Source organism: Nocardia sp. NBC_00881 (assembly GCF_045207455.1).
Taxonomy (GTDB): Bacteria; Actinomycetota; Actinomycetes; order Mycobacteriales; family Mycobacteriaceae; genus Nocardia.
In genome coordinates this window covers 8,393,091-8,416,270 of the sequence record NZ_CP108798.1, presented here as the reverse complement: position 1 = coordinate 8,416,270, position 23,180 = coordinate 8,393,091, and the positions used below count along the sequence as shown (strand labels likewise).

General features: G+C 66.7%; 19 protein-coding genes and 1 pseudogene. 7 read left to right on the top strand and 13 right to left on the bottom strand.

Going from position 1 to position 23,180, the window contains the following annotated elements:
* Positions 1-106 precede the first annotated feature (106 nt).
* From tyrS to OH799_RS35830, 5 genes and pseudogenes are all read right to left on the bottom strand, one after another.
* Positions 107-1,396 (bottom strand): tyrosine--tRNA ligase, encoded by a 1,290-nt coding sequence (gene tyrS, locus OH799_RS35850; protein WP_406273857.1) that lies wholly within the window; start codon positions 1,394-1,396, stop codon positions 107-109.
* A 288-nt stretch (positions 1,397-1,684) separates the two neighbouring features.
* A complete protein-coding gene (locus tag OH799_RS35845; RefSeq protein WP_406273854.1) occupies positions 1,685-2,104 on the bottom strand; it encodes a DoxX family protein in 420 nt (139 codons plus the stop codon).
* Positions 2,105-2,143: 39 nt separating this feature from the next.
* A complete protein-coding gene (locus tag OH799_RS35840) occupies positions 2,144-2,833 on the bottom strand; it encodes a DNA-3-methyladenine glycosylase (RefSeq protein ID WP_406273851.1) in 690 nt (229 codons plus the stop codon).
* Positions 2,834-2,838: 5 nt separating this feature from the next.
* Positions 2,839-3,111, bottom strand: a complete 273-nt coding sequence (locus OH799_RS35835; RefSeq protein WP_406282932.1) for a hypothetical protein — start codon at positions 3,109-3,111, stop codon at positions 2,839-2,841.
* A gap of 47 nt (positions 3,112-3,158) precedes the next feature.
* Positions 3,159-3,374 (bottom strand): annotated as a pseudogene (locus tag OH799_RS35830) (low temperature requirement protein A); the annotation flags it as partial.
* Between the two features lie 185 nt (positions 3,375-3,559).
* Here OH799_RS35830 and OH799_RS35825 point away from each other — a divergent pair.
* The 4 genes from OH799_RS35825 (at position 3,560) to OH799_RS35810 (ending at position 7,338) form a co-directional block, all read left to right on the top strand.
* Positions 3,560-5,083, top strand: a complete 1,524-nt coding sequence (locus OH799_RS35825; protein WP_406273848.1) for a multicopper oxidase family protein — start codon at positions 3,560-3,562, stop codon at positions 5,081-5,083.
* Positions 5,084-5,180: 97 nt separating this feature from the next.
* Positions 5,181-5,912, top strand: a complete 732-nt coding sequence (locus OH799_RS35820) for an ABC transporter ATP-binding protein (RefSeq protein WP_406273845.1) — start codon at positions 5,181-5,183, stop codon at positions 5,910-5,912.
* Positions 5,909-6,703 carry an ABC transporter permease gene (locus OH799_RS35815; protein ID WP_406273842.1) on the top strand — a complete coding sequence of 265 codons (795 nt, stop codon included), beginning with the start codon at positions 5,909-5,911 and terminating at the stop codon, positions 6,701-6,703. Before OH799_RS35820 ends, OH799_RS35815 begins: the two co-directional genes overlap by 4 nt.
* On the top strand, positions 6,700-7,338 hold the full coding sequence (locus OH799_RS35810; RefSeq protein ID WP_406273839.1) for a TetR family transcriptional regulator: 639 nt from the start codon (positions 6,700-6,702) through the stop codon (positions 7,336-7,338). The genes OH799_RS35815 and OH799_RS35810 overlap by 4 nt, the downstream gene beginning before the upstream one ends.
* 39 nt (positions 7,339-7,377) lie before the next feature.
* Here the strand turns inward: OH799_RS35810 and OH799_RS35805 are convergent, their stop codons facing one another.
* The 6 genes from OH799_RS35805 to OH799_RS35780 form a co-directional block, all read right to left on the bottom strand.
* Entirely contained in the window at positions 7,378-7,887 is a 510-nt protein-coding gene (locus OH799_RS35805) for a L,D-transpeptidase (protein ID WP_357272951.1), read from the bottom strand.
* A gap of 268 nt (positions 7,888-8,155) precedes the next feature.
* Positions 8,156-8,389: a Trm112 family protein gene (locus OH799_RS35800; protein ID WP_406273836.1), complete on the bottom strand. Its 234-nt coding sequence runs from the start codon at positions 8,387-8,389 to the stop codon at positions 8,156-8,158.
* Between the two features lie 9 nt (positions 8,390-8,398).
* Complete coding sequence (locus tag OH799_RS35795) at positions 8,399-9,004, bottom strand: GtrA family protein (RefSeq protein WP_406273833.1); 606 nt, start codon at positions 9,002-9,004, stop codon at positions 8,399-8,401.
* Positions 9,001-11,331: a hypothetical protein gene (locus tag OH799_RS35790; RefSeq protein ID WP_406282918.1), complete on the bottom strand. Its 2,331-nt coding sequence runs from the start codon at positions 11,329-11,331 to the stop codon at positions 9,001-9,003. Before OH799_RS35790 ends, OH799_RS35795 begins: the two co-directional genes overlap by 4 nt.
* Positions 11,332-11,451: 120 nt before the next feature.
* On the bottom strand, positions 11,452-11,949 hold the full coding sequence (locus tag OH799_RS35785; protein WP_406273830.1) for a GtrA family protein: 498 nt from the start codon (positions 11,947-11,949) through the stop codon (positions 11,452-11,454).
* Positions 11,946-14,189: a hypothetical protein gene (locus OH799_RS35780; protein ID WP_406282916.1), complete on the bottom strand. Its 2,244-nt coding sequence runs from the start codon at positions 14,187-14,189 to the stop codon at positions 11,946-11,948. Before OH799_RS35780 ends, OH799_RS35785 begins: the two co-directional genes overlap by 4 nt.
* 269 nt (positions 14,190-14,458) lie before the next feature.
* On the opposite strand from OH799_RS35780, the gene OH799_RS35775 reads away from it, so the two are divergent.
* Both OH799_RS35775 and rffA read left to right on the top strand, forming a co-directional pair.
* Positions 14,459-15,559: a glycosyltransferase gene (locus tag OH799_RS35775; protein WP_406273827.1), complete on the top strand. Its 1,101-nt coding sequence runs from the start codon at positions 14,459-14,461 to the stop codon at positions 15,557-15,559.
* Entirely contained in the window at positions 15,549-16,688 is a 1,140-nt protein-coding gene (gene rffA, locus OH799_RS35770) for a dTDP-4-amino-4,6-dideoxygalactose transaminase (RefSeq protein WP_406273824.1), read from the top strand. The genes OH799_RS35775 and rffA overlap by 11 nt, the downstream gene beginning before the upstream one ends.
* Before the next feature lie 41 nt (positions 16,689-16,729).
* Here the strand turns inward: rffA and OH799_RS35765 are convergent, their stop codons facing one another.
* The gene (locus OH799_RS35765; protein WP_406273821.1) at positions 16,730-17,329 is read right to left on the bottom strand and encodes a class I SAM-dependent methyltransferase; all 600 of its coding nucleotides are present in this window, start codon (positions 17,327-17,329) and stop codon (positions 16,730-16,732) included.
* 89 nt (positions 17,330-17,418) lie between these two features.
* Positions 17,419-20,364, bottom strand: coding sequence for an acyl-CoA synthetase (locus OH799_RS35760; protein WP_406273818.1), 2,946 nt, complete (start codon positions 20,362-20,364; stop codon positions 17,419-17,421).
* Positions 20,365-21,316: 952 nt separating this feature from the next.
* Between OH799_RS35760 and OH799_RS35755 the strand changes: the two genes are divergently transcribed.
* A complete protein-coding gene (locus OH799_RS35755; protein ID WP_406273815.1) occupies positions 21,317-22,723 on the top strand; it encodes a family 2B encapsulin nanocompartment shell protein in 1,407 nt (468 codons plus the stop codon).
* The last annotated feature ends 457 nt before the right edge of the window (positions 22,724-23,180 follow it).

Sequence of the window (23,180 nt, the reverse complement as noted above, 5' to 3'; positions counted from 1 at the left end):
CTACGTCAAATCGCCTGAACATGCCGGTGTTTCCGCAGGTCAGAGACTCGCCAGCCGGGGCGGGAAAGGCTTGAATCACACTGATGTGATTCAAGCCACCCGATCTTCATGTGCCCGCCCTCAGAACTCCTGCGAGGTTCTTCTTGCCGCGGCGCAGCACCAGCCACCGACTGTGCAGGTAGTCGGCGTCGGCGGGCGTCCATTCGACGTCGGAGATTCTGGCGTTGTTCACCGAGGCTCCGCCTTCGTTCACGGCACGCCGGGCGGCGCCGCGGCTCTCGCAGAGACCGGTCGCGACGAGCAGGTCGACGATGGTGTTCGTTTCGCCCGCCTTGACCTGCACGACCTCGCCGTCGACCGCAGCCTCGCGCAGCGCAGCGCCCAGCGTCGGCTCGTCGAGGTCGCGCAGCTCGCCGCGGCCGAACAGCGCACGGCTGGCCAATTGCACGGCGCGGGTGTTCGCTTCGCCGTGCACCAGGGTCGTCATCTCGGCCGCGAGCGTGTGCTGCGCTTCTCTGGCGTGCGGGCGCTCGGCGGTCGCCTGCTCGAGCTCGTCCAAATCCTCGGGGGAAAGGAAGGTAAACCAGCGCAGGTAACGCAGTACATCGGCATCGGCGGTGTTCACGAAGTACTGGTACCAGGCGTATGGGCTGGTCATCTCCGGGTCGAGCCACAGGCTGCCACCGCCGGTGGACTTGCCGAACTTCTTGCCGTCGGCCGAGGTCACCAGTGGGACGGTCAGCGCGTGCACGTGCGCGCCGTCGACGCGACGGTTGAGCTCGACGCCCGCGATGATGTTGCCCCACTGGTCGGAGCCGCCGACCTGAAGACTGCAGCCGTACTTGCGGCGCAGCTGCAGATAGTCGTTGGCCTGCAGGAGCATGTAGCTGAACTCGGTGTAGGAGATTCCCTCGCCGTCGAGGCGTCGCTTGATGGTGTCGCGGGCCAGCATGACGTTCACCGAGAAGTGCTTGCCGACGTCACGCAGGAAGTCGACGACCGAGAGCGAGCCGGTCCAGTCCATGTTGTCGGCGATGACGGCGCCGGTCGGCGAATCATCCAGATCGACGAAGCGCTCCAGTTGGGAACGGATCCGCTCAGCCCAGTTCGCCACGGTGTCGGTCGAGTTCATGGTCCGCTCACCGATGTCACGCGGATCGCCGATGAGCCCGGTGGCGCCACCGGCCAGCACGATCGGGCGATGGCCCGCACGCTGGAATCGCTTCAGCGCGAGCAGCGGCACCAGATGACCCGCGTGCAGGCTGGCGGCGGTGGGATCGAAGCCGGCATAGAGGGTCAGCGGACCGGTGGCCACCGCCGCGCGCAAGGCATCCAGGTCGGTGGACTGCGCGATCAGTCCGCGCCAGGTCAGTTCATCGATGATGTCGCCGCTCACGCTGCCCTATCTTTCCGCATAAGGTCTGTGTCCTCGTGTCCGCCTCGGTGCCGTTGCGCGACGCCGCCCAGGTCGAGCGATTGTCGCGGACGGGTTCGGACTGTCGCACAACCCCGGATCGGAAGGTCGACGGCTCCGGCGCATCGACCACCCGGTGGACGCGCCGACCTCGAGCGCCCCTGCCAGGTGAAGACGATGTCTCCCAGAGGTTGCCGAGTGCACGGTCCCGCTGCACGACACGTCGATCGGCGGACCGGAGTCCGCCGATCGCCACGGTTGCCGAAGTGGTCAGCAGAACAACATCTCCCGCAGCGCGACGATGCCGTCGCGCCGCTGGTAGGCCATCCAGGCGAACAGCACCGCCAGCACCATCGGAAACGGCGCCAGGCCCGGTGCGCCCATAATGAACGCCTGAGTGGCGGCGGCCAGCACCACGGTGACCGAAAGGCCCGCCGCGGCAAACCCACTCAGCCGGGGCACCAGCAGGCCGATACCGCCGGCGATCTCGACGACGCCGGTGAAGTAGCGGAACCAGTCGCCGAATCCGATTTCGTTGAAGATCCGCACGGCGTTGGCCTCGCCGAGCACCTTGGGCAGGCCAGAGGCGACGATGAAGAACAGGCCGAGCAAGACCTGCAGGGTCCACAGGGTGCGGTTGAGCACCTTGCCCGAGCGATCGGCGGGAGCGGTGGCGGCGACGGCGGTCATGCGTTTCCTTCAGGTTGGTCGCGCCGGGTAGAGGCGCGTTCACCTGATAGGACGAGGGTGCTCGCGAGAATTCATCGCGCGGCGTCGAGGGTCTTCGACCGCTGGTTTCGCCGACTCCGCGACAGGCAGTGACGCACGGGGACTGCGCCGATAGACCGACACCGCCCTGGAACCGGAGAGCCAGAACCGCCATGGCACATCGGCCGCGGTGCTGACACCCACTCGAGGACCGCTGGCGATCTCGGTGTACTCGACCGGCCGGTTCAACTCCAACCGGATCGAGGAAGATGGGTCGAACAGCCGAGTTCCATAGTCGCTCAAAACGATTCCCAACGCACTGCCGAGATTACCTGGGCCACGGGCCAAGTCGAGATCGGAACGCGCGGCCGGACGCCGCGCCTGGACCGTCTCCCGTCCGGTGATCACCTCGCCGGAGCGGATCAGCACGGCACTGGCCGTCCCGTTCGGGCCACTCGTCACGTTCACGCAGGTGTGCATCCCGTAGCTGAGGTACACATACAGGACCCCGGCGGGCCCGAACATCACTCCGTTGCGCTCGGTGCGCCCGCGCCCCGAATGCGAGGCCAGGTCCGGCCACGGTCCCGCAGGATCTCCCCCGTACGCCTCGACCTCGACGATCCGTACCCCCACCGCTCCGGACCACAAGGTGGCCCCGAGCAGACGCCTGGCGGCGGCGGGCGGTTCGACGGCGAGTTCTTCGGCAGACACAGCCGCTATTGTCCTCGACAGCTGGAACGGAATCTCGGCAGCCACTCGAAGACCCCGCCGTGGCCGGAGCAGGTCGGCTTAAGCATCACTGTCACCGCGACAAGATCCACGCGCTGTGCTGGCCCTCGCGGCGGCGTTACCAGGTCGTCGGCGATCACCGCGACGTAGCCCACCGCGACGAGCGCGGCCACCTGGGCCCAGCGCAGCTGGTAATGCCGATCGAGATGGTCGTAGCCACAGCCTCCCGCGAACAGGCGGCCTCGGGCCGCGGCAGCCAAAGCGTCGAGCGGAAGAAGAACTGGCCGAAGAAGAAGAGCGCGACGCCGCCGGAGAGGGCGGCCGTGGCAACGGAAGCGGCTACGTTCCGGTGGGTGACACTCATCTGAATGCCCGGCCCGCTCACAACGATACCGATCAGCAGCGGATACATCGAGTAACGATAGGCAAGAACGGCCGGTGGGAAGCATTCCCGGTCAGGTATCGCCGCCAGCGCGAGCCCGCCACGCTCGTCATCGACACCGGAAGACGCCCACAACAGCACGTGGGCCGAGCACAGGCCGAGGGCGATGGTGGTGATCAGCCGCGGGTGATCTTCTCCCCCGCCAGTCCGTGCCTCGACGCCGAGGCAACCCTGACTGGCACGAGGCGGACATCGGGGGTGAACCGGGGAAGAAATAGGGACACTCCCGGATGTGTTGTGGCACCGTCGATTTCTAGCGTCATGCCATGTCGTCGAATTCCCGGCCGCGCAAGTGGTGGCGGTTGCTTGTCGTCCTCGTCGCGGGCGTGACGTTGCTGGTGCTGATGATCGGCGCCGGCGTCACCTGGGTGTATGTCGAGGCATCCGTGTCCACCGTCGGTAGCACCCGATTCGTCAACGAACTCGCTATCCCTCCGCTGGCGCCATCGCGCATGGAAGCCGACGGGACCCGCACTTTCGAACTCGACATGCGCGCGGGGCGAAAGGAATTCCTGCTCGGCAAGGACACACAGACATGGGGATTCAACGGCGACTATCTCGGGCCGACGCTGCGGGCTCGGCGCGGGGAGAAGGTGGCGGTCGCCGTTCGCAACAACCTGCCTGAGGCATCCACCGTGCACTGGCACGGTATGCACCTGCCCGCTGCGATGGACGGGGGTCCCCACCACACGGTGCAGCCCGGCGCCACCTGGACGCCGAGCTGGACCGTAGATCAACCCGCAGCGACGCTGTGGTACCACCCACATCCGCATGGCACGACCGAAACGCACGTCAGGCGGGGGCTGGCCGGCATGTTCCTGCTCGATGACGACGTGTCCGCATCCCTCGCCCTCCCCGACACCTACGGCGTGGATGACTTGCCGGTGATCGTCCAGGATGTGAAATTCGACGGCGCGGCGCTCGATTCCTCCTACGCGATCTTCCGGGACGTCGGATTCCTCGGCGATCGGACGATGGTCAACGGGACGCTGACGCCGTACCACCAGATCAACGACGAACTCGTCCGCCTGCGCCTGCTCAACGCCTCGACCGCGCGGACCTACACCTTCGGATTCTCCGACACGCGCCCGTTCTCGCTCGTCGCCACCGACGGCGGCCTGGTGGAGCATCCCGTCGCTCTGAATCGGCTGCGGCTCTCCCCCGGCGAGCGGGCCGAGATCGTGGTGCGGGTGCGGCCCGGCGAGCGAATAGTGTTGCGCAGCAATGAACTCGAGGCCGGACTCGGCTTCTGGACACAGCGATTCTCCGGAGGCGACGACACATTCGACGTCCTCGAGCTGCGCGCGGCCGACACGCTGCGGCCGTCACCGGACCTCGCCGCAACGCTGGCGAGCCCCGGCGCGCCGGACGGTACCGATTCGGTGCGGGAACGGCACTTCGAGGCGAATCTCGCCGGAATCAACGGCGCGCCGATGGCGATGAACCGCATCGATTTCACCGTCACCCGTGGCACCGCGGAGACCTGGGTGGTGCACAACAACGACGGCATGCCGCACAACTTCCATGTCCACGATGTCCAGTTCATGGTGCTCACGGTGGACGGCGGCGCACCGCCCGACGCGCTGAGCGGCCCGAAGGACACCGTCTTCCTGCCACCCGACGGCACCGTGCGGATGGCCATGCGATTCGACGGCCCGGCCGATCCGAACTGGCCGTACATGTATCACTGCCATCTGCTGTGGCACGAGGACCAGGGAATGATGGGCCAGTTCGTGGTCGTCGAGCCGGGCGCGACGGCGGGGACGCCACCCACCCACCACGGCCACTGATTTCCGGGGACGACACGCGATCGACGCTTGCCGTTTCGTCGCGCTCGCGCTAAATTCACCACACAGTGAATTCAACACTCGATGAATTGAGGCGACCATGTCGCAACCAATGCCATCCCCGGCTGTCGACATCCGGAACCTGCGGGTCTCCCGCGGCGGACGCGAAGTCCTGCACGACGTGTCACTGACCATCCCGCGCGGCTCGATCACCGGACTGCTCGGCCCATCCGGCTGCGGCAAGACCACGCTGATGCGCAGCATCGTCGGCACCCAGATCGTCGAATCCGGCGATATCTCCGCGCTCGGCCGCCCGGCGGGCTCGGCGGAATTACGCCACCGGATCGGCTATGTCACCCAAGCGCCGAGCATCTACTCCGACATCAGTGTGCGCGAGAACGTCGCGTACTTCGGCGCGCTCTACGGCCGCGACCGCGACGCCGTCGACGAAGCCATCGTGGCGGTCGGTCTGAACACGCACGCCCACCAGCGCGGCGACGAACTTTCCGGCGGCCAGAAAACCCGGGCCTCGCTTGCCTGCGCCCTGGTCGCCCAACCCGAGCTGCTGATCCTGGACGAACCGACGGTCGGCCTGGATCCGGTTCTGCGCGTGGACCTCTGGAAGCAATTCCGCGAATTGGCCGCGGGTGGAACGACATTGCTGGTGTCCAGCCACGTCATGGACGAGGCCGAACACTGCGACCGACTGCTGCTGATGCGCGACGGGCACCTGCTCGCCCAGCTCAGCCCCGATGAGCTCCGCGCGGAGACCGGCGAACAGAACCTGGAGACCGCCTTCCTCACCCTGATCACGATGGGACAGAACGTATGACCGCCATCCTCGAACCCGCGACGCGGCGCATACCGACGCTGCGACCCTACGCCGCGACCACCGGCCGCATCCTGCGCCAGCTGCGCAACGACCACCGCACCGTCGCCATGATCCTGGTGGTCCCCGCGCTGCTGATGTCGCTGCTGTACTTCATCTACAAGGACACCCCGACCAGCCCGCTGAACCCGGTCTCGCTCTTCGACCGGGTCGGCATCGCCATGCTCGGCATCCTGCCGTTCATCGTGATGTTTCTGATCACCGCGATCGCCATGCAGCGCGAACGCACCTCGGGCACGCTGGAGCGGCTGCTGTCCACGCCGTTGTCGAAGCTCGATCTGCTCGCCGGGTACGGTACCGCGTTCTCACTGGCCGCGGCCGCGCAGGCGGCCGTCGCCTGTCTGGTCTCGTTCGGCCTACTCGGGCTCGACTCGGCGGGCAGTCCCGGCTGGGTCGTGCTGATCGCGGTGGTCGACGCGGTGTGCGGCGTTGCCCTCGGTCTGCTGGCAAGTGCCTTCGCGCGCACTGAATTCCAGGCCGTACAGTTCATGCCGGTCGTGGTGGCGCCGCAGATCTTTTTGTGCGGCTTGCTTGTTCCGCGCGGCCAGCTGCCTGATTGGCTGGAGGCGATCAGCAACGTGATGCCGTTGAGCTATGCGGTCGATGCGCTGCAACAGGTTTCATCGCACCCGGAGGCGACCATCGAGATGTGGCGCGACCTGGCCATTGTCGTCGGGTTCACCATCGTCGCCCTCTGCCTCGGCGCGGCGACGCTAAGACGGCGGACGGCGTGACGACAGGCAAGGGATCCGACGGCGCCGACCGTGCCACCCGAACCGGTCGCAGACCAGGACAGTCGGGCGCTCGCGCGGCGATCCTCGCGGCCGCCCGTACCCGCTTCTCCGACGCCGGTTTCGACAAGACCTCGGTCCGTGCGATCGCCACCGATGCCGGTGTCGATCCTGCCCTGGTGCATCACTACTTCGGCACCAAACAAGGGCTCTTCGCCGCAGTGGTGAAACTTCCGGTCGACCCGGACACGACGTTGCGGATCATCGACTCGGTGCCACTGGAGGAGTTGGGCGAGAACATCATTCGGGCGGTGGTCGCCGTATGGGACTCCCCGGCGGGTCCCGGGATCGTCGCGGTGGTGCGCAGCATCCTGGCAGGCAATGACGACCCGGCGCTGGCCAGGACGTTCATTCTCGAAGTCGTGTTGGAGCGAGTCAGGCAGCGCATCGCCACCGCGGACGACGACGGTCGCGCCCGGGTCGCGTTGGTGGGGTCGCAGATGATCGGCGTCCTGGTGGCCCGCAAGATCATCGCCGTCGAGCCGATGGCGTCCATGCCTGCCTCCGACTTGGTCGCAGCGGTGGGCCCCACGCTCCAGCGCTATCTCACCGGCGGCATCGGGCAGAAACCGTCATGATTACCGCGCGGTCGGGCCGGCACAGTCGCGGCGGACCGGTCACTCCACGACTTCGACAATGTCACCGGGATTCAGATACTCGTAGAACGCCTTGGCACCCTCGTGGAGCATCCGGACGCAACCATGCGACTTCTTCTCGATCGGTCCCACATGAAAAGCAATGTCGCCGTTGAAGAAGACGGCATACGGCATCGGAGCGTTGTGCATCGTGCTCCAGTGGAACTCACGCTTGAACGAAACGCGGAAGACACCGGGCGGCGTCTCGTATCCCGGCATCCCGTGGGAAATCGGGGTCGGACCATAGACCACCCGGCCCTCGTCCATCAGCCAAGCGTCGTCGGTCGACAGCCGCATACAGGCCCGGGCGGCCGTGGAACAGGGCGCCGTGGGCGGTGGGGGCGGAATCAGCGCAGGGAGACCGGGAATGTCCGGACCGCCCGGCCAGAGCGGCTCGGCCTGCGCGGGCACCGCCATGGCGAATCCCACTGACGCGACACCGAAGACAATCGCACATCGGGCTGTCCAGTTACGTAAACGCAAGCTGCTCATTACGCTCCTGACCTCTCTACCCTTCCGCCGCCTGCCTCGCTCACCAGGCTGGTCGGACGCCCCTGCACTGGAGCGTCCAGACCTTCTCGAGGTGTAAATGATCATGGCGGACCCCGCTTCGCCCGGTCAATGGCCGCACTCGAACGTGACGGATCCGTTGCCGAGCGCCGTTTTCGCCCGCAATGGCGGCAAGCGAGTCACGGCGCAACAAGGTGGACAGGCGGGTAACGGCAAGCTGCGATCGACCAGCAGACTCCTCGAGCAGAGGTCAGGTGTCGGCCTGCGCAGCGGTGAACGCTTCGTGTTCGGCGTCGGTCACGTCCCTTGCTTCGTCGATGAGCAGCACCGGGATACCGTTCTCGACGGGGTATGCGCGGCGCAGGCGCGGGTTGTAGAGCAGCGTGCTGCCGTCGGCGGCACGGACCAGATGTAGTGGGCCCTTGTCCTGCGGGCAGGCCAGCAGACTCAGCAGTGTGGCGTCCAAAGTGGTGTGCTCAGGCATAGGGTGAACCTACCTCCCGTGCACATCCGACCGGGAACTGTCCACGTCGGCCGCGGGCGCGCGGCGAAACGAGATGTGCCGGTGCCCGAAGAAGCTCGCGGCCGCGACCAGCGCCATCACCACGACCGCCGCCGTAATGCGCGGCAGGTGCAGGACCGACACGGCCAGCTGGAGCAGCACCATGTTCAGTAGCAGCCCACCGGAATTCACGGCGACGAAAGCGCCGAAGTCACGCGCCAGGTGCCCGCGCACCCGGAACACCAAGGTGCGGTGCAGGACGAACGCGACGACCACGCTGATGCTGTAGGCCGCGGGGGGCGCGACGGCGGCGGGTACCCGGTCGCCGAGGACCGCTAGCCACATCACGGTCAGCACCATGCCGAGGGCGGTGTTCACCACACCCACCATGGCGAAGGCGATCTCCTGTCGTCGCACCACTCGCAAGAGCGGCCCCGGATCGGCGGCAGCCGGCCCGGTCAGGGCGGCGCGGCCGGGCTCCGGATCCGCCGATCGCGACGAATCCAAGGCGGAGACAACGATCGGCGCTGTCTCATCCGTGGCATCCGGGCGCCGCGCGTCCACCCTGCGCGCGCCGACCGGGTCCGCCGCGCTCATCGGATGGCGTCCGCCAGATCGGGTTCACCGGGTTCCCGGGTATCGGTGTCCTGCGGCGTCGGCTCCTCGGTCTGTTCCGCCGACTCGTCCGTGCGTCGCCTGCCGCGCAGATATGCCCATTCCAGCACGCCGACGCCGAGCAGCCCGAGCAGCGCCGCCGCGCCGCCGATCTGCCAGCCGGGCGGCCGCCAGGTCAGCACCAGGTCACCGGACGTCGTCCCCGCCGGAATATCAACGGCGACAAAAGTTTTCGCGACCACCGCGAAGGGAATGTCATGGCCGTCGAGGGTCACGTGATAGCCCGGCCAGCCGAGCCGCGCGAACACGACCCGTCCACCATCGACCGAACTCACCCGCACCCGGCTCGTCGTATCCGATTCCGCGACCGAGGTAGCGGTACCACCGTGCACGGCGGCGACCCGACCGTTCTGGGTGGAAATCAGACCGCCTTCGCGTTCCAGCACCACGATGTACTTCTCGTGCCCCGGGTAGTCGACCCACTTCCAACCGGGCGGCGCGGACTGGTCGCGTGCGTCCGGGTACAGGGCACGCTGCAGCACGACACGGTCGACCTTCATCAGGTCGACGACGGTCTCGCCGGTGGTCGGCTCGGCCGCGAAGGCCCGACGGTAGGCGTCGGGGCAGACGCTGGTGTCCCAGCGCATGCAGAGCATTTCGCCGAACCAATAGTGCCCGTTCGGCGTGTACCCGCTGACGTAAGTCAGCTCGAGGTCCTTGGCGTAGTTGCCGAACACCAGCGACCCGTATGCTCCGGAGAGCTTCCGCTCATCCGGCTGGATGAGCATACGGTCGCCGAGTTGCAGCGTGGTGCCAGGAAAATCGGGGAAGGCGGCCTTCATCTCCGACCGGTTCTCCGGCAGGTTCCAGCCCATCGGCGTCGGCTGGGCAGCCCACACCTGTAGAAACGCGATCGGGAAGGTCGAAACGATCACCAGCGCACAGGCCGCGACCGTGCCGCGGCTGCGACCGATCCACACCACCGCGGCGCCGAGCGCCGCCACCGCCAATGCCGCGACGATGTGCCACACCACCTCGCGCGGAGCCGCCGAGAACGATCGCGCCCACAGCAGACCGATCAGCACCGCGGCGGCGACCCCGCGCCGCCGCCATCCGTCGAATGTCGCGAACCGACCGAGCAGCACACACACCAGCACCAGCAGGCCCAGCGCCACCATCGGCAGCACCCGAACAGGCCAGCGCAGGGGTCCGATCGTGCCGGGCCCCGCAGTCCACATCAGCGCCATCACCGTAAACAGCGCGGGCGCGGTGAACTCACGCGCCGAATCGAGCGCCTTACTCCAGTCGACGAAGGCAAGCGCCGGAATCAGGAACCAGGCGATGTAGACCACCGGCATCGGCTGCACGTAGCCCCACCAGGAGTTGAACGCTGGCAGCGTACTGGGAAGGCTCGCGTTGAGCGATTCCGACCACGGCACGGTGAGGAACTGATCGTTGTTGATCTGCGCCGTGCCTCGCCAGGTCACCTTCGCCGACATCATGCTCGGCAGGTAGGTCATCAGACCGGCCAGCGCGGCACAGACCGCCACCAGGAGCAGGCGCAGCGACGGCCGCCACTTCTTCTGGTAGACGAGTTCACCGACCGCCACGGCGCCGATCATCAGGCCGGCCTCGACCGCCGGGAAAATGTACTGCACCGAGATAGCCAGGTAGAGGAAGACGAACGTCGGAATCGGCCCGCTGTGTTCGATGCGGCGTCCGCGCAGCCCTACGTGGTTACGCAAGCTGCCGCCTCCGGGCCCCTCGCTCCCGCCGGGTCCACGCGCGTACCGCACCCCGGAGGCCCACGCGTGCACCAGCCACGCGGTGCCGGTGAACGCGGTCATCCAGCTGGCTTCGTCGAAGAACAACAGCCATCCGGTGAACGGGATGGCTGTACCGGCCACCGCCGCCCATGGCGCCTTCGCACCGTAAGCCAGGCAGATCCGGTAGACGCCGAGTCCGAGGATGATGGCGAATATCAGCTTCACCACGGTGGCATACAGCGCGAGGTTACCGACCGAGGGCGCGATCAGATCGATCAGCAGCTGCGGTGGATTGAGCAGACCTGCCTCTTCGATGGTGTAGTTTCCCGCCATCCAGTGCTCGGGAACCATCACGGGGAACTGCCCCGCACGCAGTTGTCTGCCGAGCATCACCCACAGCGGCGCGTACTGCGATTCCGTGTCATCGGTGTAGAAATGCCGAATGTTGGCGAATAGAACCGCAACGTACCCCGCGACAACCCCGAGCGCGGTAATGATTCCCCATATGTAGACGTCTCGCGAAGCAACGGTTCTACTTTCCACCACGAGTCACAGACCCTACAGGCAAGCCGGTGCTATCCGGGCAAGCCAGTGCGATGACACCGTCCGAAGACGCAATGCGTTGTCGCCGTGGGCTCGGCGACATCGGTGATGACCGGGAACCTATCCGATCGTGCCTGGGGACTGGACCTCCGGTCGGCGGAACGAAATGTACCGATGGCCGAAGAAACTGGCGACCGCGACCAGGCCCATCACCACGACCGCCGACGGAATCCGCGGCAGGTGTAGCGCCGAGACAGCCAGCGACAGCAGCACCGTATTCATCAGCAGCCCACCGGAATTCACTACGACGAAGCCGGCGAAATCGCGTACCAAACGGCCACGCACCCGGAACACCAGGGTCCGGTGCAGAACGAAAGCCACGACGATGCCCATACCGTAGGCCAGCACCACCGCGACGGCGGGCGGCCACGCGTCACCCAGCACCGCCAGCCACGCCACAGTCAGGGTGATACCGAGCACCGTGTTGCACCCGCCGATCAGCGCAAAAGCAACCTCCTGCCTGCGCACGACCCGCAGCAACGGTCCCACCGGCAACGCACCGGTCGCCGTCGGGTTCGCGGCGGCTGGTGCGTCGCCGGAGCGTGCGTTCGCCCTCATGACACGACGTCCGCCAGCTCGCGGTCCGGCTCGCCGGTCACCGGATCATCGGTCTGCTCCGGCTCCGCACGCCGCCGGGACCGCACGTAGAGCCACTGCAGGATGCCGATGCCGAGCACGCCCGCTACCGCGGTCGCGATGCCGATCTTCCAGCCCGGCGGACGCCAGGTCAGGACCAGTTCGGCGTTCTGGGTGCCCGCTGGCACCTGGACGGCGACGAAGGACTTGGCGACTGTTGTAATCGGAATAGATTTGCCGTTCAAGGTGACTCGGTACCCAGGCCAGCCGAGCCGGGAGAACACGACACGACCGCCCTCGGCCGAGGACACCCGTACCCGGCTGGTGGTGTCGGTTTCGGAGATCGAGGTCGCGGTCACGTCGTCGGCGTCCGCGACGCGGCCGTTCGTCGTCGAGATCGGACCGGCCACTCGTTCCAGCACCGCGATGTAGCGCTCATGACCGGGATAGTCCACCCATTTCCAGCCTTCGGGGACGGGTTGGTTCGGTGCCTCCGGGAACAGCGCCCGTTGCAGCACCACTCGGTCCAGTTTCATCAGATCGACGAGAGGCCGCCCGGTGGTCGGCTCCGGCGCGAACATCCGCCGGTAGGCGTCCGGGCAGACGCTACCGTCCCAGCGCATGCACAGCATCTCGCCGAAATAGAAGTGGCCGCTGGGGGTGTAGCCATTGACGTAGTCGAGTTCGACTCCCCTGGCGTAGTTGCCGAAGACGAGCGATCCATAGGCGCCTTCGACGCTCTTGTCCTGCGGCTGCAACAGACCACGGTCACCCAGCTGGATGGTGGTGCCCGCGAAATCAGGGAAGGCCGCCTTCGCCTCCGAACGCTGGGCGGGCAGATTCCACGCCATCGGGGTAGGTTGCGCGGCACTGACCTGGAAGTACGCGATCGGGAACATCGCGACGATGGCCAGTACGCAGGCCGCCGCCGTACCCCTGGTACGCCCCAGCCACACCGCCCCGGCCACCAACCCGGCGAGCGCTAGCGCCGCGATTACGTGCAGGACCGCGTCGTGCGGGTCGGCGGAGAACGAGCGCACCCACAGCAGCAGAATCAGCACACCCGCCGCCGTGCCGCGACGCTTGGGATCAGCCACCGTGCCGTAACGACCGACCAGCACGCACACCAGCACGAGCAGACCGATAGCCAGCATCGGAAGTACTCGAGCGGGCCAGCGCAGCGGCCCGATCGAACCCGGGCCCGCGGTCCACATCAGCATCATGATCGCGAATATCGCGACCGCGCTGAGTTCGCGCCAGGACTCCCGTGCGCGGCGCCAGTCGATGAACGCCAGCGCCGGAATCAGGAACCAGGCGACATAGGTGACCGGAAGCGGCTGAACATAGCCCCACCACGAACTGAACGCGGGTAGCGAGCTGGGCAGGCTGGCGTTCAGCGACTCCGACCACGGCACCGTGAGGAACTGGTCGTTGTTGATCTGAGAGGTGCCGCGCCAAGTCACCTTCGCCGAGAGCATCGAAGGCAGGAAGGTCAGCAGACCCGCGAGCCCGGCACACCCCGCCACGACGGTCAGCCGAACCACCGGCTGCCACTTGCGCTGGTACACAAGCTCACCCACAGCCACCGCCAGCAGCATCAATATCGCCTCGACTGCCGGGAAGATGTACTGCGTCGAAATGGTCAGATACAGGTAGACGAATACCGGGATCGGCCCGCCGTATTCGATGCGGCGTCCGCGGGGCCCTACGTGGTTACGCCAGCTACCGCCTCCGGGTTCGGCGGGAGCGACGGGACCGCGCATGTAACGCACCGATGCGGCCCACGCGTGCACCATCCACGCGGTGCCGGTAAGCGCGGTCATCCAGCTGGCTTCGTCGAAGAACAGGAAGAAGCCCGACATCGGCAGCGCGATGCCCGCCGCCGCCGACCACGACGGCCGCCCACCATAGACGAGGCAGATGCGGTACACGCCCAGCGCGGCGATGATCGAGAAGATCAACTTCACGACGGTGGCGTACAGGGCGACATTGTCCACCGAAGGCGCGATCAGATCGATCAGCAGCTGCGGCGGGTTGAACAGGCCGGCGTCGTCCATCGTGTTGTTGCCCGACATCCACTGCTCGGGCACCATCACTGGAAAGTTGCCCTCGCGCAGCGCGCGGCCCAGCCCCACCCACAGCGAGGTGTACTGGGATTCGGTGTCGTCGGTAAAGAAATGCCGGATGTTGGCGAGCAAAACAGCGACATAACCCGCGACCACTCCGAGCGCGGTGATGACCCCCCACCGATAGACATCTCGCCGCGAATAACTGTCCTGCCGCGAGTCGAGCACTGCACTGTCCGTCACGAGTTCCCAACCCTACAGGCCGGCTCCTCGCTTGGCATCGGTCGCCGACGCCACCATGATTAGGGGGTGATCAGCTGCTCCGGTAACCCGAAACCGCACCGTGCTAGAGTCCACAACGGTTCGGGCCCTGCTGTCTTGCAGCGAGTACCGGTACGCACCGTCATCGAAAGTCGATCCAGCTGATGCCGATTCCCCCCGTCCGCAGACCCCGTTCCGGCGCCCCCGCGACGAACGGCGATCCAGCTCGGCCCGGCATGGACCGGCCGCACACGGTGTCGGTGGTCGTACCGGTGTACCGGGGCGAGGAAACGATCGCCGGACTGGTCGCCGAGCTACACGGCCTGACGCGCCGCACCGAAACTCCCGGCGGCATCACGTTCACCGTCACCGAGATCATCCTGGTGCACGACCACGGCCCCGACCGTTCCGACATGGTGCTGCAGGAACTGGATCAGACCTACGCCGAGGTGCGCACCGTCTGGCTCAGTCGAAACTTCGGCCAGGATGCGGCGACGATCGCGGGGATGTCGGCAGCGGGCGGCGATTGGATCGTCACCATGGACGAGGACGGTCAGCACGACCCACACTTCATCGCAGACTTCCTGGACACGGCGCTGACCCAGCGTGCCGACCTGGTGTATTCCAAGCCGACCAACACCAGGCCGCACGGATTCCTGCGCAATCTGACCTCGCGCGGGGCCAAGGTGGTGCTGGCGACGCTGTTTGCTTTCCCGGATTCCACCCGGTTCGAAAGTTACCGGCTGATTCGCGGGGACATCGGCCGACAGCTCGCCGAGGTCGCCTCCAACGGCGTGTACCTCGACGTCGCGCTGACCTGGGTGGTCGGCGCGGTCGCGCAGGCACCGGTCGTGCTACGCAGCGAGGGCCGCGAGGAATCCGGCTACAACTATCGCCGGCTGTTCTCGCTCTTCTGGAAGATGGTGCTGTGCAGCGGAACTCGCGGCCTGCGGCTGGTCAGCCTGCTCGGCGTCACGCTGGCTCTCGCCGGCGGCGTGATGGCCGCTGTCGTCGTGTGCGAGGCCCTGACCACCGATGATTGGGCACCCGAGGGCTGGGCCTCGACCATCGTCGTGCTGCTGCTGTGTTCCGGCGCTGTGCTCTTCTCGCTCGGACTCATCGCCGAGTACCTCGGAGTCGCTTTGCACATTCTGGTGGGTAAACCGCTCTATCTCACCGTCGAGACACCGACGCCGCGCCCGGCGGATATCCGGGCATCGACCGCGACCACCGCCAGCAAGGGGACCGACCGGGTTGAGCACTGACCGCGTCATCTTCAGCCGCCCGTTCCGGGCGCGCAAGGAACTACCGAACCTGGAGGCCGTGCTGGCCTCCGACCACAGCCACGGCGACGGGCAGTTCACCGCTTCGGCAACCGCGAAACTGAAGGCCATCACGGGCGCGCCGCACGCCCTGCTCACCACCTCCTGCACCTCCGCGCTGGAGATGGCGGGCCTGCTGCTGGAATTGGGGCCCGACGACGAAGTGATCGTGCCGAGCTTCGCGTTCACCTCCACCGCCACTTCCATGGCGCTACGCGGCGCCACCTGTGTATTCGCCGATATCGATCCGGCGACCGGAAATCTGGATCCGGAGTCGGTGGCCGCCGTGATCACCGAGCGGACGAAGGCCGTGGTGGTCATCCATTACGGTGGCGTCGCCGCCGACATGGCGGAATTGATCGCGCTGGCGAACGCACACGGCTTCGCGGTCGTGGAGGACAACGCGCATGGGCTCGGCGGTACCTGGCGCGGCCATCCGCTGGGAACCATCGGCACGATGGGCACGCTCAGCTTCCACGACACCAAGAACGTGCACTGCGGCGAGGGCGGCGCGCTGCTGCTCACCGACGAGATCCTGATGGCGCGCGCCGAGATCATCCGGGAGAAGGGTACCGACCGGGCACGATTCCTGCGCGGAGCCGTGGACAAATACTCCTGGCAGGACATCGGCTCCAGTTACCTGCCGAGCGAGCTGAACGCGGCCGTGCTCGACGCGCAACTGGACGAGTTCGATACGATCCAAGCCGGACGGCACCGGGTGTGGGACGCGTACGCCGACGCACTCCCGGACTGGGCTCGACGCAACGACGTGCGTCTCATGGCGGTACCCGCGGACCGTGCGCACACCGCCCACCTCTACTACTTACGCACCCCGACCGAACACCGCCGCGACCAGCTCATCGCGCACCTCGCCGCGCAGGGCGTCTCGGCGCCGTTCCACTACGTTCCGCTGGATTCCAGCCCGGCGGGCTTCAAACTCGGCCGCACGCCTCGGCCGTGTGTGCACAGCGCGGAATTCTCGGCAACAGTTGTGCGGCTGCCGCTCTGGCCCGATCTGACCGACGCTCAGATCGCTCGTGTCGTGGACGCGGTCACCGCGTTCACCGTGTGACCGCACGGGTCCGTCCGCCGCGACGGACCCGTATCTCGGCGTCACGCCGTGAGCACGTAGAGCTTCTCCCTGCCGCCCGCGATCAGGGACTGCCGCACCACCCGAGGTCCGTACTCCGCGAAGAACTCGTCCAGCGTCTGCTCGGTGAAGCGGTGCGCCTGCTCGCCGTCGCCCGCGTCGGTGAACCGCTTGCCGATGGTGGCGAGGACAGGATTGTTGCTCGTCGCCAGGTTGCGGACCGGCTCAGCGATGATGACCTGCTTGGTCGCCGCCGCGAGCATCCGATCGATCACGGGCCGCGGCTCGGGGAGGAAATGGTAGAGGCTGGCTTGCATGATCACGTAGTCGGCCGGGGGCAGTGCGTCGTCGGAACGCAGGTTCCATACCTCGCCGCGCCCGCCCGCCTCGACCACACGCGCGACGAAGCGCTCGTTCAGATCGAGCCCCGTATAGGCAACCGACTTGCGACGCAAGTAGCGGGTGTAGAGCGTGGCGGGCCCACAACACAGATCGATCGCGCTCGCCCCCTCCGGGATGAGTTCCGCGATCGCGCGATACCGAGCCGTGTAATGCCTGCCGTACAACGCACGCATCAGCACCTCGTAGACGGTCCCGTTGCGATAGATGAGGCTCGTTCTCACAAGCACTCACTATGCCCCATTCGTCCGGGAATCCCGTAGTTCGGCAAGGTGGATGCGACCACCCCGGCAACGGGGCGTGCCGCGGCATGTCAGCCGCCGAGTATGCGCGCCTGATCCTCGGTGAGGACCTCGTATGCCTCCGACGCCCGGTTGTACCACCAGGTGTCAGGCCCTGGCCGCGGCGGACCGGCGTCTTGCACGGCACGGGCGGAGGGTCGGTAGGACGCGCTGCGCGGGATCTCCTCCACCACGTGGACCAGATCGGGACGCTGGTCCGGGTCCAGCGCGCGCAGCGCCTCGGTGAGGTCCTCGGCCTCGAGCCGGAAACCTTTGCGCACGGTCACTGCGCCCACCGCGATGCACTGGTCGCCGACGCCGAGCCCATAGGCGACCTCCATGTCGACGGCGGTGATGTCGTTGAGCACATCGACGATCGGCTGACCGAAAACCGGCCCGCGGCGGGTGCGGATCACCGTGTCCGTGCGGTCCATCAGCCAGTAGTCGCCGTCGCTGTCGCGGCGGAACAAGTTCTCCGTCGGCATCCACGAATCACCCGGGGCGAACACACCGCGCAGGCCGCCCGCCGAGAGGTCGACGCCCTCGGATGCCTTGCCGATCAGGAGGCCGACCTCGTTGTCCGCGCAGCGCCGGGCGAAGCCGAACCGGTCGACCAGGATCCGCTCGGAGATCGGGTCGTAGGCGACGAGTTCTACCTTCGCGGTGCCCGGCACGGGCCTGCCCTTGCAGCCGCGTTTCGCACCGGCCACGTTGGCGAGCACCACGTCGCCCTCGATCGAGGCGTAGAACTCGAGCACCCGGGCAGGGTCGAACTGCTCGACGGCGCGCCGCCACAACCCGGGCGGCATGCCGGAGCCGATGAATAGACGGATCGGGTGGCGGTGCCCGGCCGGGAAGACTTCCGCATCCAGGATGTCGCGCAGCATTGTCCAGGTGTAGGTCACTACGGTGACGCCGTAACGGTATACCTCCTCGGCGAAGCGTTCCGGGTCGAGCGAACGGGCCAGCGCGATCCGGCTGCCGCCCGCGACCGCCCCGCCGAGGCTGACCAGCAACCCGGAGGAATGGTGTAGCGGCGCCAGGCAATACACTGTGTCGCGCTGGTCGAGGTCGGCGGTGGTCGCGGTGCCGAACGCCGACAGCGCCCAACGGTGGTTGGTGATGTACTTCGCCTCCAGCCGGTTGCCGGTGCCGGTGACCAGCACGAACGCCAGCTCCCGCGCCAGACCGGGATCCGGCCGGTACCACGCGGGTAGCTGCACCTGAGTGGGATCTATCCGTTCCAAATCGATCACCTGGTCGCCGATGGGGATCGTCAGCTCCCGTGCGTCCCCGCCGCCGAGCACCAGCACCCGGGCTCTGGTCGCGGCGGCCTGCCGTAGGTTCTCCGGGTCGGCCACCAAAGTGTCGACACCGGTGAGCTCGATCGCCCGATCCAGTCCGCTGCCCGGGGCGAGCAGCACCGCCACCGCGCCGAGCCGGGACAGCGCCGCGACCGTGGCGAGCGCGCTGGGTCGGGTCTCCATCACCACGCCGATCCGCATCGCGGGGCGAACGCCGACCGAGATGAGGCCGCGCACCACGTTGTCGATACGCACGTTGACGGCCGCGTTGGTGTGCACCCGGTCGTCGAACAGGAACAGGTCTTTCATCGGCGCCCGGCGCGCCTGCTCGGCGAGCAGCCGCCCGAGCGAGATCCGGGTGTGCGACTGGATCATGCCGAGGCGGGCCAGTCTGGGTAGCGCCCGCGCGGCCTCACCGGCCAGCTCGATGGACCCGCGCAGCGTGTTGCCCGCGATACCTTCCAGCGCCTTCCCCACCCCGGCACTCGCCTCGGCGAGGGTCGCGGCGGTGTGCACGACGCGGGTGGCCGCCGAACGTGGGCGATTGTTCGCCACGTGCTCGGCCATCGGGACGATCTGCGGCGGCAGCGGCTTGTCGCGGCTCATCCAGTCGACCCACTGCCGCACCAGCGGCCACGTGTGTTTGGTCGCCATGCTGCCCGCCACCAGGCCGAAGTGCCCGGTGGGCAGGGTCGCCTCATACACCTCCGCGTTCGGGGCCGCCCGCACGATACCGCGGACCGCCGCCGGTTGGCCGATGTCGTCGACCTCACCGAGGAACGCCAGGATCGGGCATTTCAGTTCGGCCAGCGATATCGGCTGATCGCGGATCACGAATCCACCGAGCATCAACCGGTTGTGCGCGACGAACTGCTTGAGCAGATCCGCCGCGGCCGGGCCCGCGTAACCGACCCAGCCGTCACTGTTGAGGAAGCGGCGCTGCCGCTCCTTCGGCAACAGCGCCTCGCGGTCGTGCAGCTGGCGCAGGAAATCGATCCTGGACTTGGCCGTCTTCATCGGGTCGAGCAGCTGGAAGCCGATCCGCACCATGGAGTCGGTGATCGGCAGCCGCGTGACCACGTGGTCGGCCAGGAAGTCGGCGACGTCGGAAACCATTCCGTAGGGAAGCCCGAACGGCATGCCCGCGACGATGTCGACCGGGCTGCCGAAGGTCACGATGCTGTCCACTCCCTTGCCGTACCGGTAGGCGGTGGTCTGATAGGCAAACATGCCGCCCTGCGAGTACCCCAAGAGGTGTACGCCGCTGCCGGTGGCCTCCATGACGGTGTCGATGGCGCTGCTGACCGCGAGCACGTGGTCGGCCAGGTCGCGTTCCCAGCCGCCCTCCTCGCTCGCCGGCGAGCCGAAATCGACCACCCAGCAGTCGATTCCGCCGTGATACAGAATACCGACGGCGCCGTCGTCGGCATTCACGTCCCAGATGTCGGCATTGACCATGAGCGGAGGAACGAGCAGGGCGACGGGACGGCCGGGAGTGGTGTCGTCGGGGAAGTAATGGCGCAGCCGGTACATGCGTCGGCGCTCCACTACCTCGAACGGAGACGACTCCACGTCATTGGTCAGGCCGCCGAAGCGGATGACCTCGAGGCCGTTCTGCGCGGTCGACATCAACCGCTGCACGGACCCCACCACATCCTTCGCACTGATCTTCACGATCGCTCCTGGCCCTACCCTAGAAAGTGACCTATATCACACATCCTGGTGTGTTCAGACGAGCTTGCCACACCGCATGTCCATTATGTGTCCGCTGTGACCCGATCCATGCCAGGTAGCCCATGGTCAGCCGCCCAAGACGTGCACGGACCCGGCCTCGAGGCCCACGCTCGGCCGGTAGCCCACCGAGGCGATTCCCGACGCCGGTCCGCGCTGGAACGCCATCGGCTCCCGTCCGGCTCGCTACGCGGGCGGGAATGCACTCGAGAGTTGCCGGTGCACTCGATCGGATCCCGGGGTGGCAACGCATGCTCCAGCTGCGGGTAAGCCGGGGTTCGAGATACCGCGTGCCGACCGCCGTGGCCTCGCCGGCGACCCATTGGGCGGCGTCGTGAGTCCTCATGGTCGCGGTGGTGATCCGGCAGCGCGCGGGCTTAGCACACGCCGTCGATGCTCAGCACCGTTGGCCATGTCGTTCTTGCCGACCGGGCTCGAACGTCCGCCGCACCGCGGCCGGCGGAATTCCGCCCGTGGTGAGCACGGCAACCGAGCCGGTGACAACCGGAAAGTTCGAACAGATGGGCAGTCCATAGGTCCAGGTGAACCCGAAGATCGACGATTGGTGATCCGCAGCGACGAGAAGGGCATTCGGCGATTTACCGGAATGCTGCCGCGGGTTACGGAACCGAGCGCGTGTCGTGACGATCCGCAGGCCTTCGGGGCAACTTCGAAATTCCTCTGCGCACAGTTGGTTTCGCGGCTTACCATCGATGGCGTCCGGAACACTTTGCCAGGCATCGAATTTCATGAAGCAAGTAGCTGCACAGACATGCGTGCCTGCGAATATTTTGTGAACAGGCACTGACTCTGAACTTTCGGCGATTCTGAATCAGTCCGACTCCGAACGTCATCATTGATCGTCTCGGTGACCATCTCGAGGTGAGGACCACGCATGACCATCGAAATGCCAGTCCAAACAGAAAACAACATTCGCAAGAGCCTCAGCACCTCCACCGCGGGCTTGCTTGCGCACACCACCAAATCCGAACCGCAGATGCAGGGCATCAGCTCGCGCTGGCTCACACGTGCGCTGCCATGGACGCAGGTCAGCGGCGGTGTGTACCGGGTGAACCGCCGCCTGTCGCACACCGTCGGCAACGGTGAGGTGGAATTCGTCATCGACGGCTCCACCGCGAAGGTCATTCCTCTGGAACTGCGGGAACTTCCGCAATTACGTGACTTCGACGACGAGGAGGTGTTGCGCGCTCTCGCGCAGCGCTTCGAACAGCGTGATCTCGAACCCGGCACCGTCATAGCGGAATTCGGCAATCCGATGAATCAGGTCATGCTGATCGTACACGGCAAGCTGAGCAAGATCGGGTCGGGGGAATACGGCGAACCGACCATGCTCGGTATGCTCGCGGGCGGCGATTACTTCGGCGACGCCATGCTCACCGACCCGTCGGCGATCTGGCCGGTCACGGTCAAGACCGTCACGAAGACGACCATGCTGATACTCCCTCGGCAAGCCCTGCAGGAAATGCTCGAATACACCCCGGCGCTGCGGGAGCAACTGTCCCGCGTCGCGGCCACGCCGGCGCGGGCGCAGAACACCAAGGGCGAGGCCGATATCGAGATCGCCTCAGGTCACTCCGGCGAGCCGCTGCTCGAAGGCACGTTCGTCGATTACGACGCCTCCCCCCGCCAGTACGAGCTGAGCCTGGCGCAGAGCGTGCTGCGTGTGCACACCAGGGTCGCCGATCTGTTCAACGATCCGATGAACCAGGTCGAGCAGCAGCTCCGGCTGACCATCGAGGCGCTCTACGAACGCCGCGAAAACGACCTGGTCAACAACCCGGATTTCGGACTCCTGCACAACTGCGACCTGAAACAGCGCATCTACACCGAATCCGGCCCGCCTACGCCCGACGACATGGACGAGCTGCTGAGCATGCGACGCAGCACGAAACTCTTTCTCGCACATCCGAAAGCGATCGCCGCCTTCGGGCGTGAATGCACCAAGCGCGGGCTCTACCCGGATCCGGTCGAGGTGGACGGATCCCGGGTGCCCGCGTGGCGCGGCGTGCCGATCCTCCCGTGCGGCAAGATCCCGGTCAGTGGCAACCACACCACCTCGATTTTGGCCATGCGCACGGGCGAGAAGGACCAAGGCGTAATCGGCCTGCACCAAACTGGTATTCCGGACGAGTACGAGCCCAGCCTCAACGTGCGTTTCAAGGGCATCGACGACCAATCGATCATCTCCTACCTGGTCAGCTGCTACTACTCGGCGGCAGTGCTGGTGCCGGACGCGCTCGGGGTGCTCGACAACGTCCTGGTCGCCCGGCAAGCGGTCTGACCGAGGGGGATGAGGGATGTCGGTGCTCTCCCGCGCCGCGGCGACGCAGGCCACCCATGAGGTGGCCGCCATCGTCGCCGCGCTCCTGACCAACACTCGGACCGCCGCTCCACGGCGGCTGTTCTCCACGGAGATGCTTGTCTCGCCGGTCGACCCGCGAGAAGCCGAGCAGGCGAGCGCCGTACCGCGTACGCTGCTCGGTCCGTCCGGTCTCGGTGCTGCCGCGTTGTTGCTCCCGTCCCCTAGGCGCGCCGCGCCACTGCCCAACAACGCGGCCACGGTAACGCGTGACGCGGCGGCAGCCCCGCAAGTCGGACATGCGCCGTCCACCGCAGGTCGCGCACCGGCGGCCGCTTCACCAGCGACATCTACTGAGGTGGCTGGGGCACAGCGGGTTACCGACCTGATCCCCGCGAAACCCGAAGGGCCCGGTGGGTATACGACGCACCGAGCTACG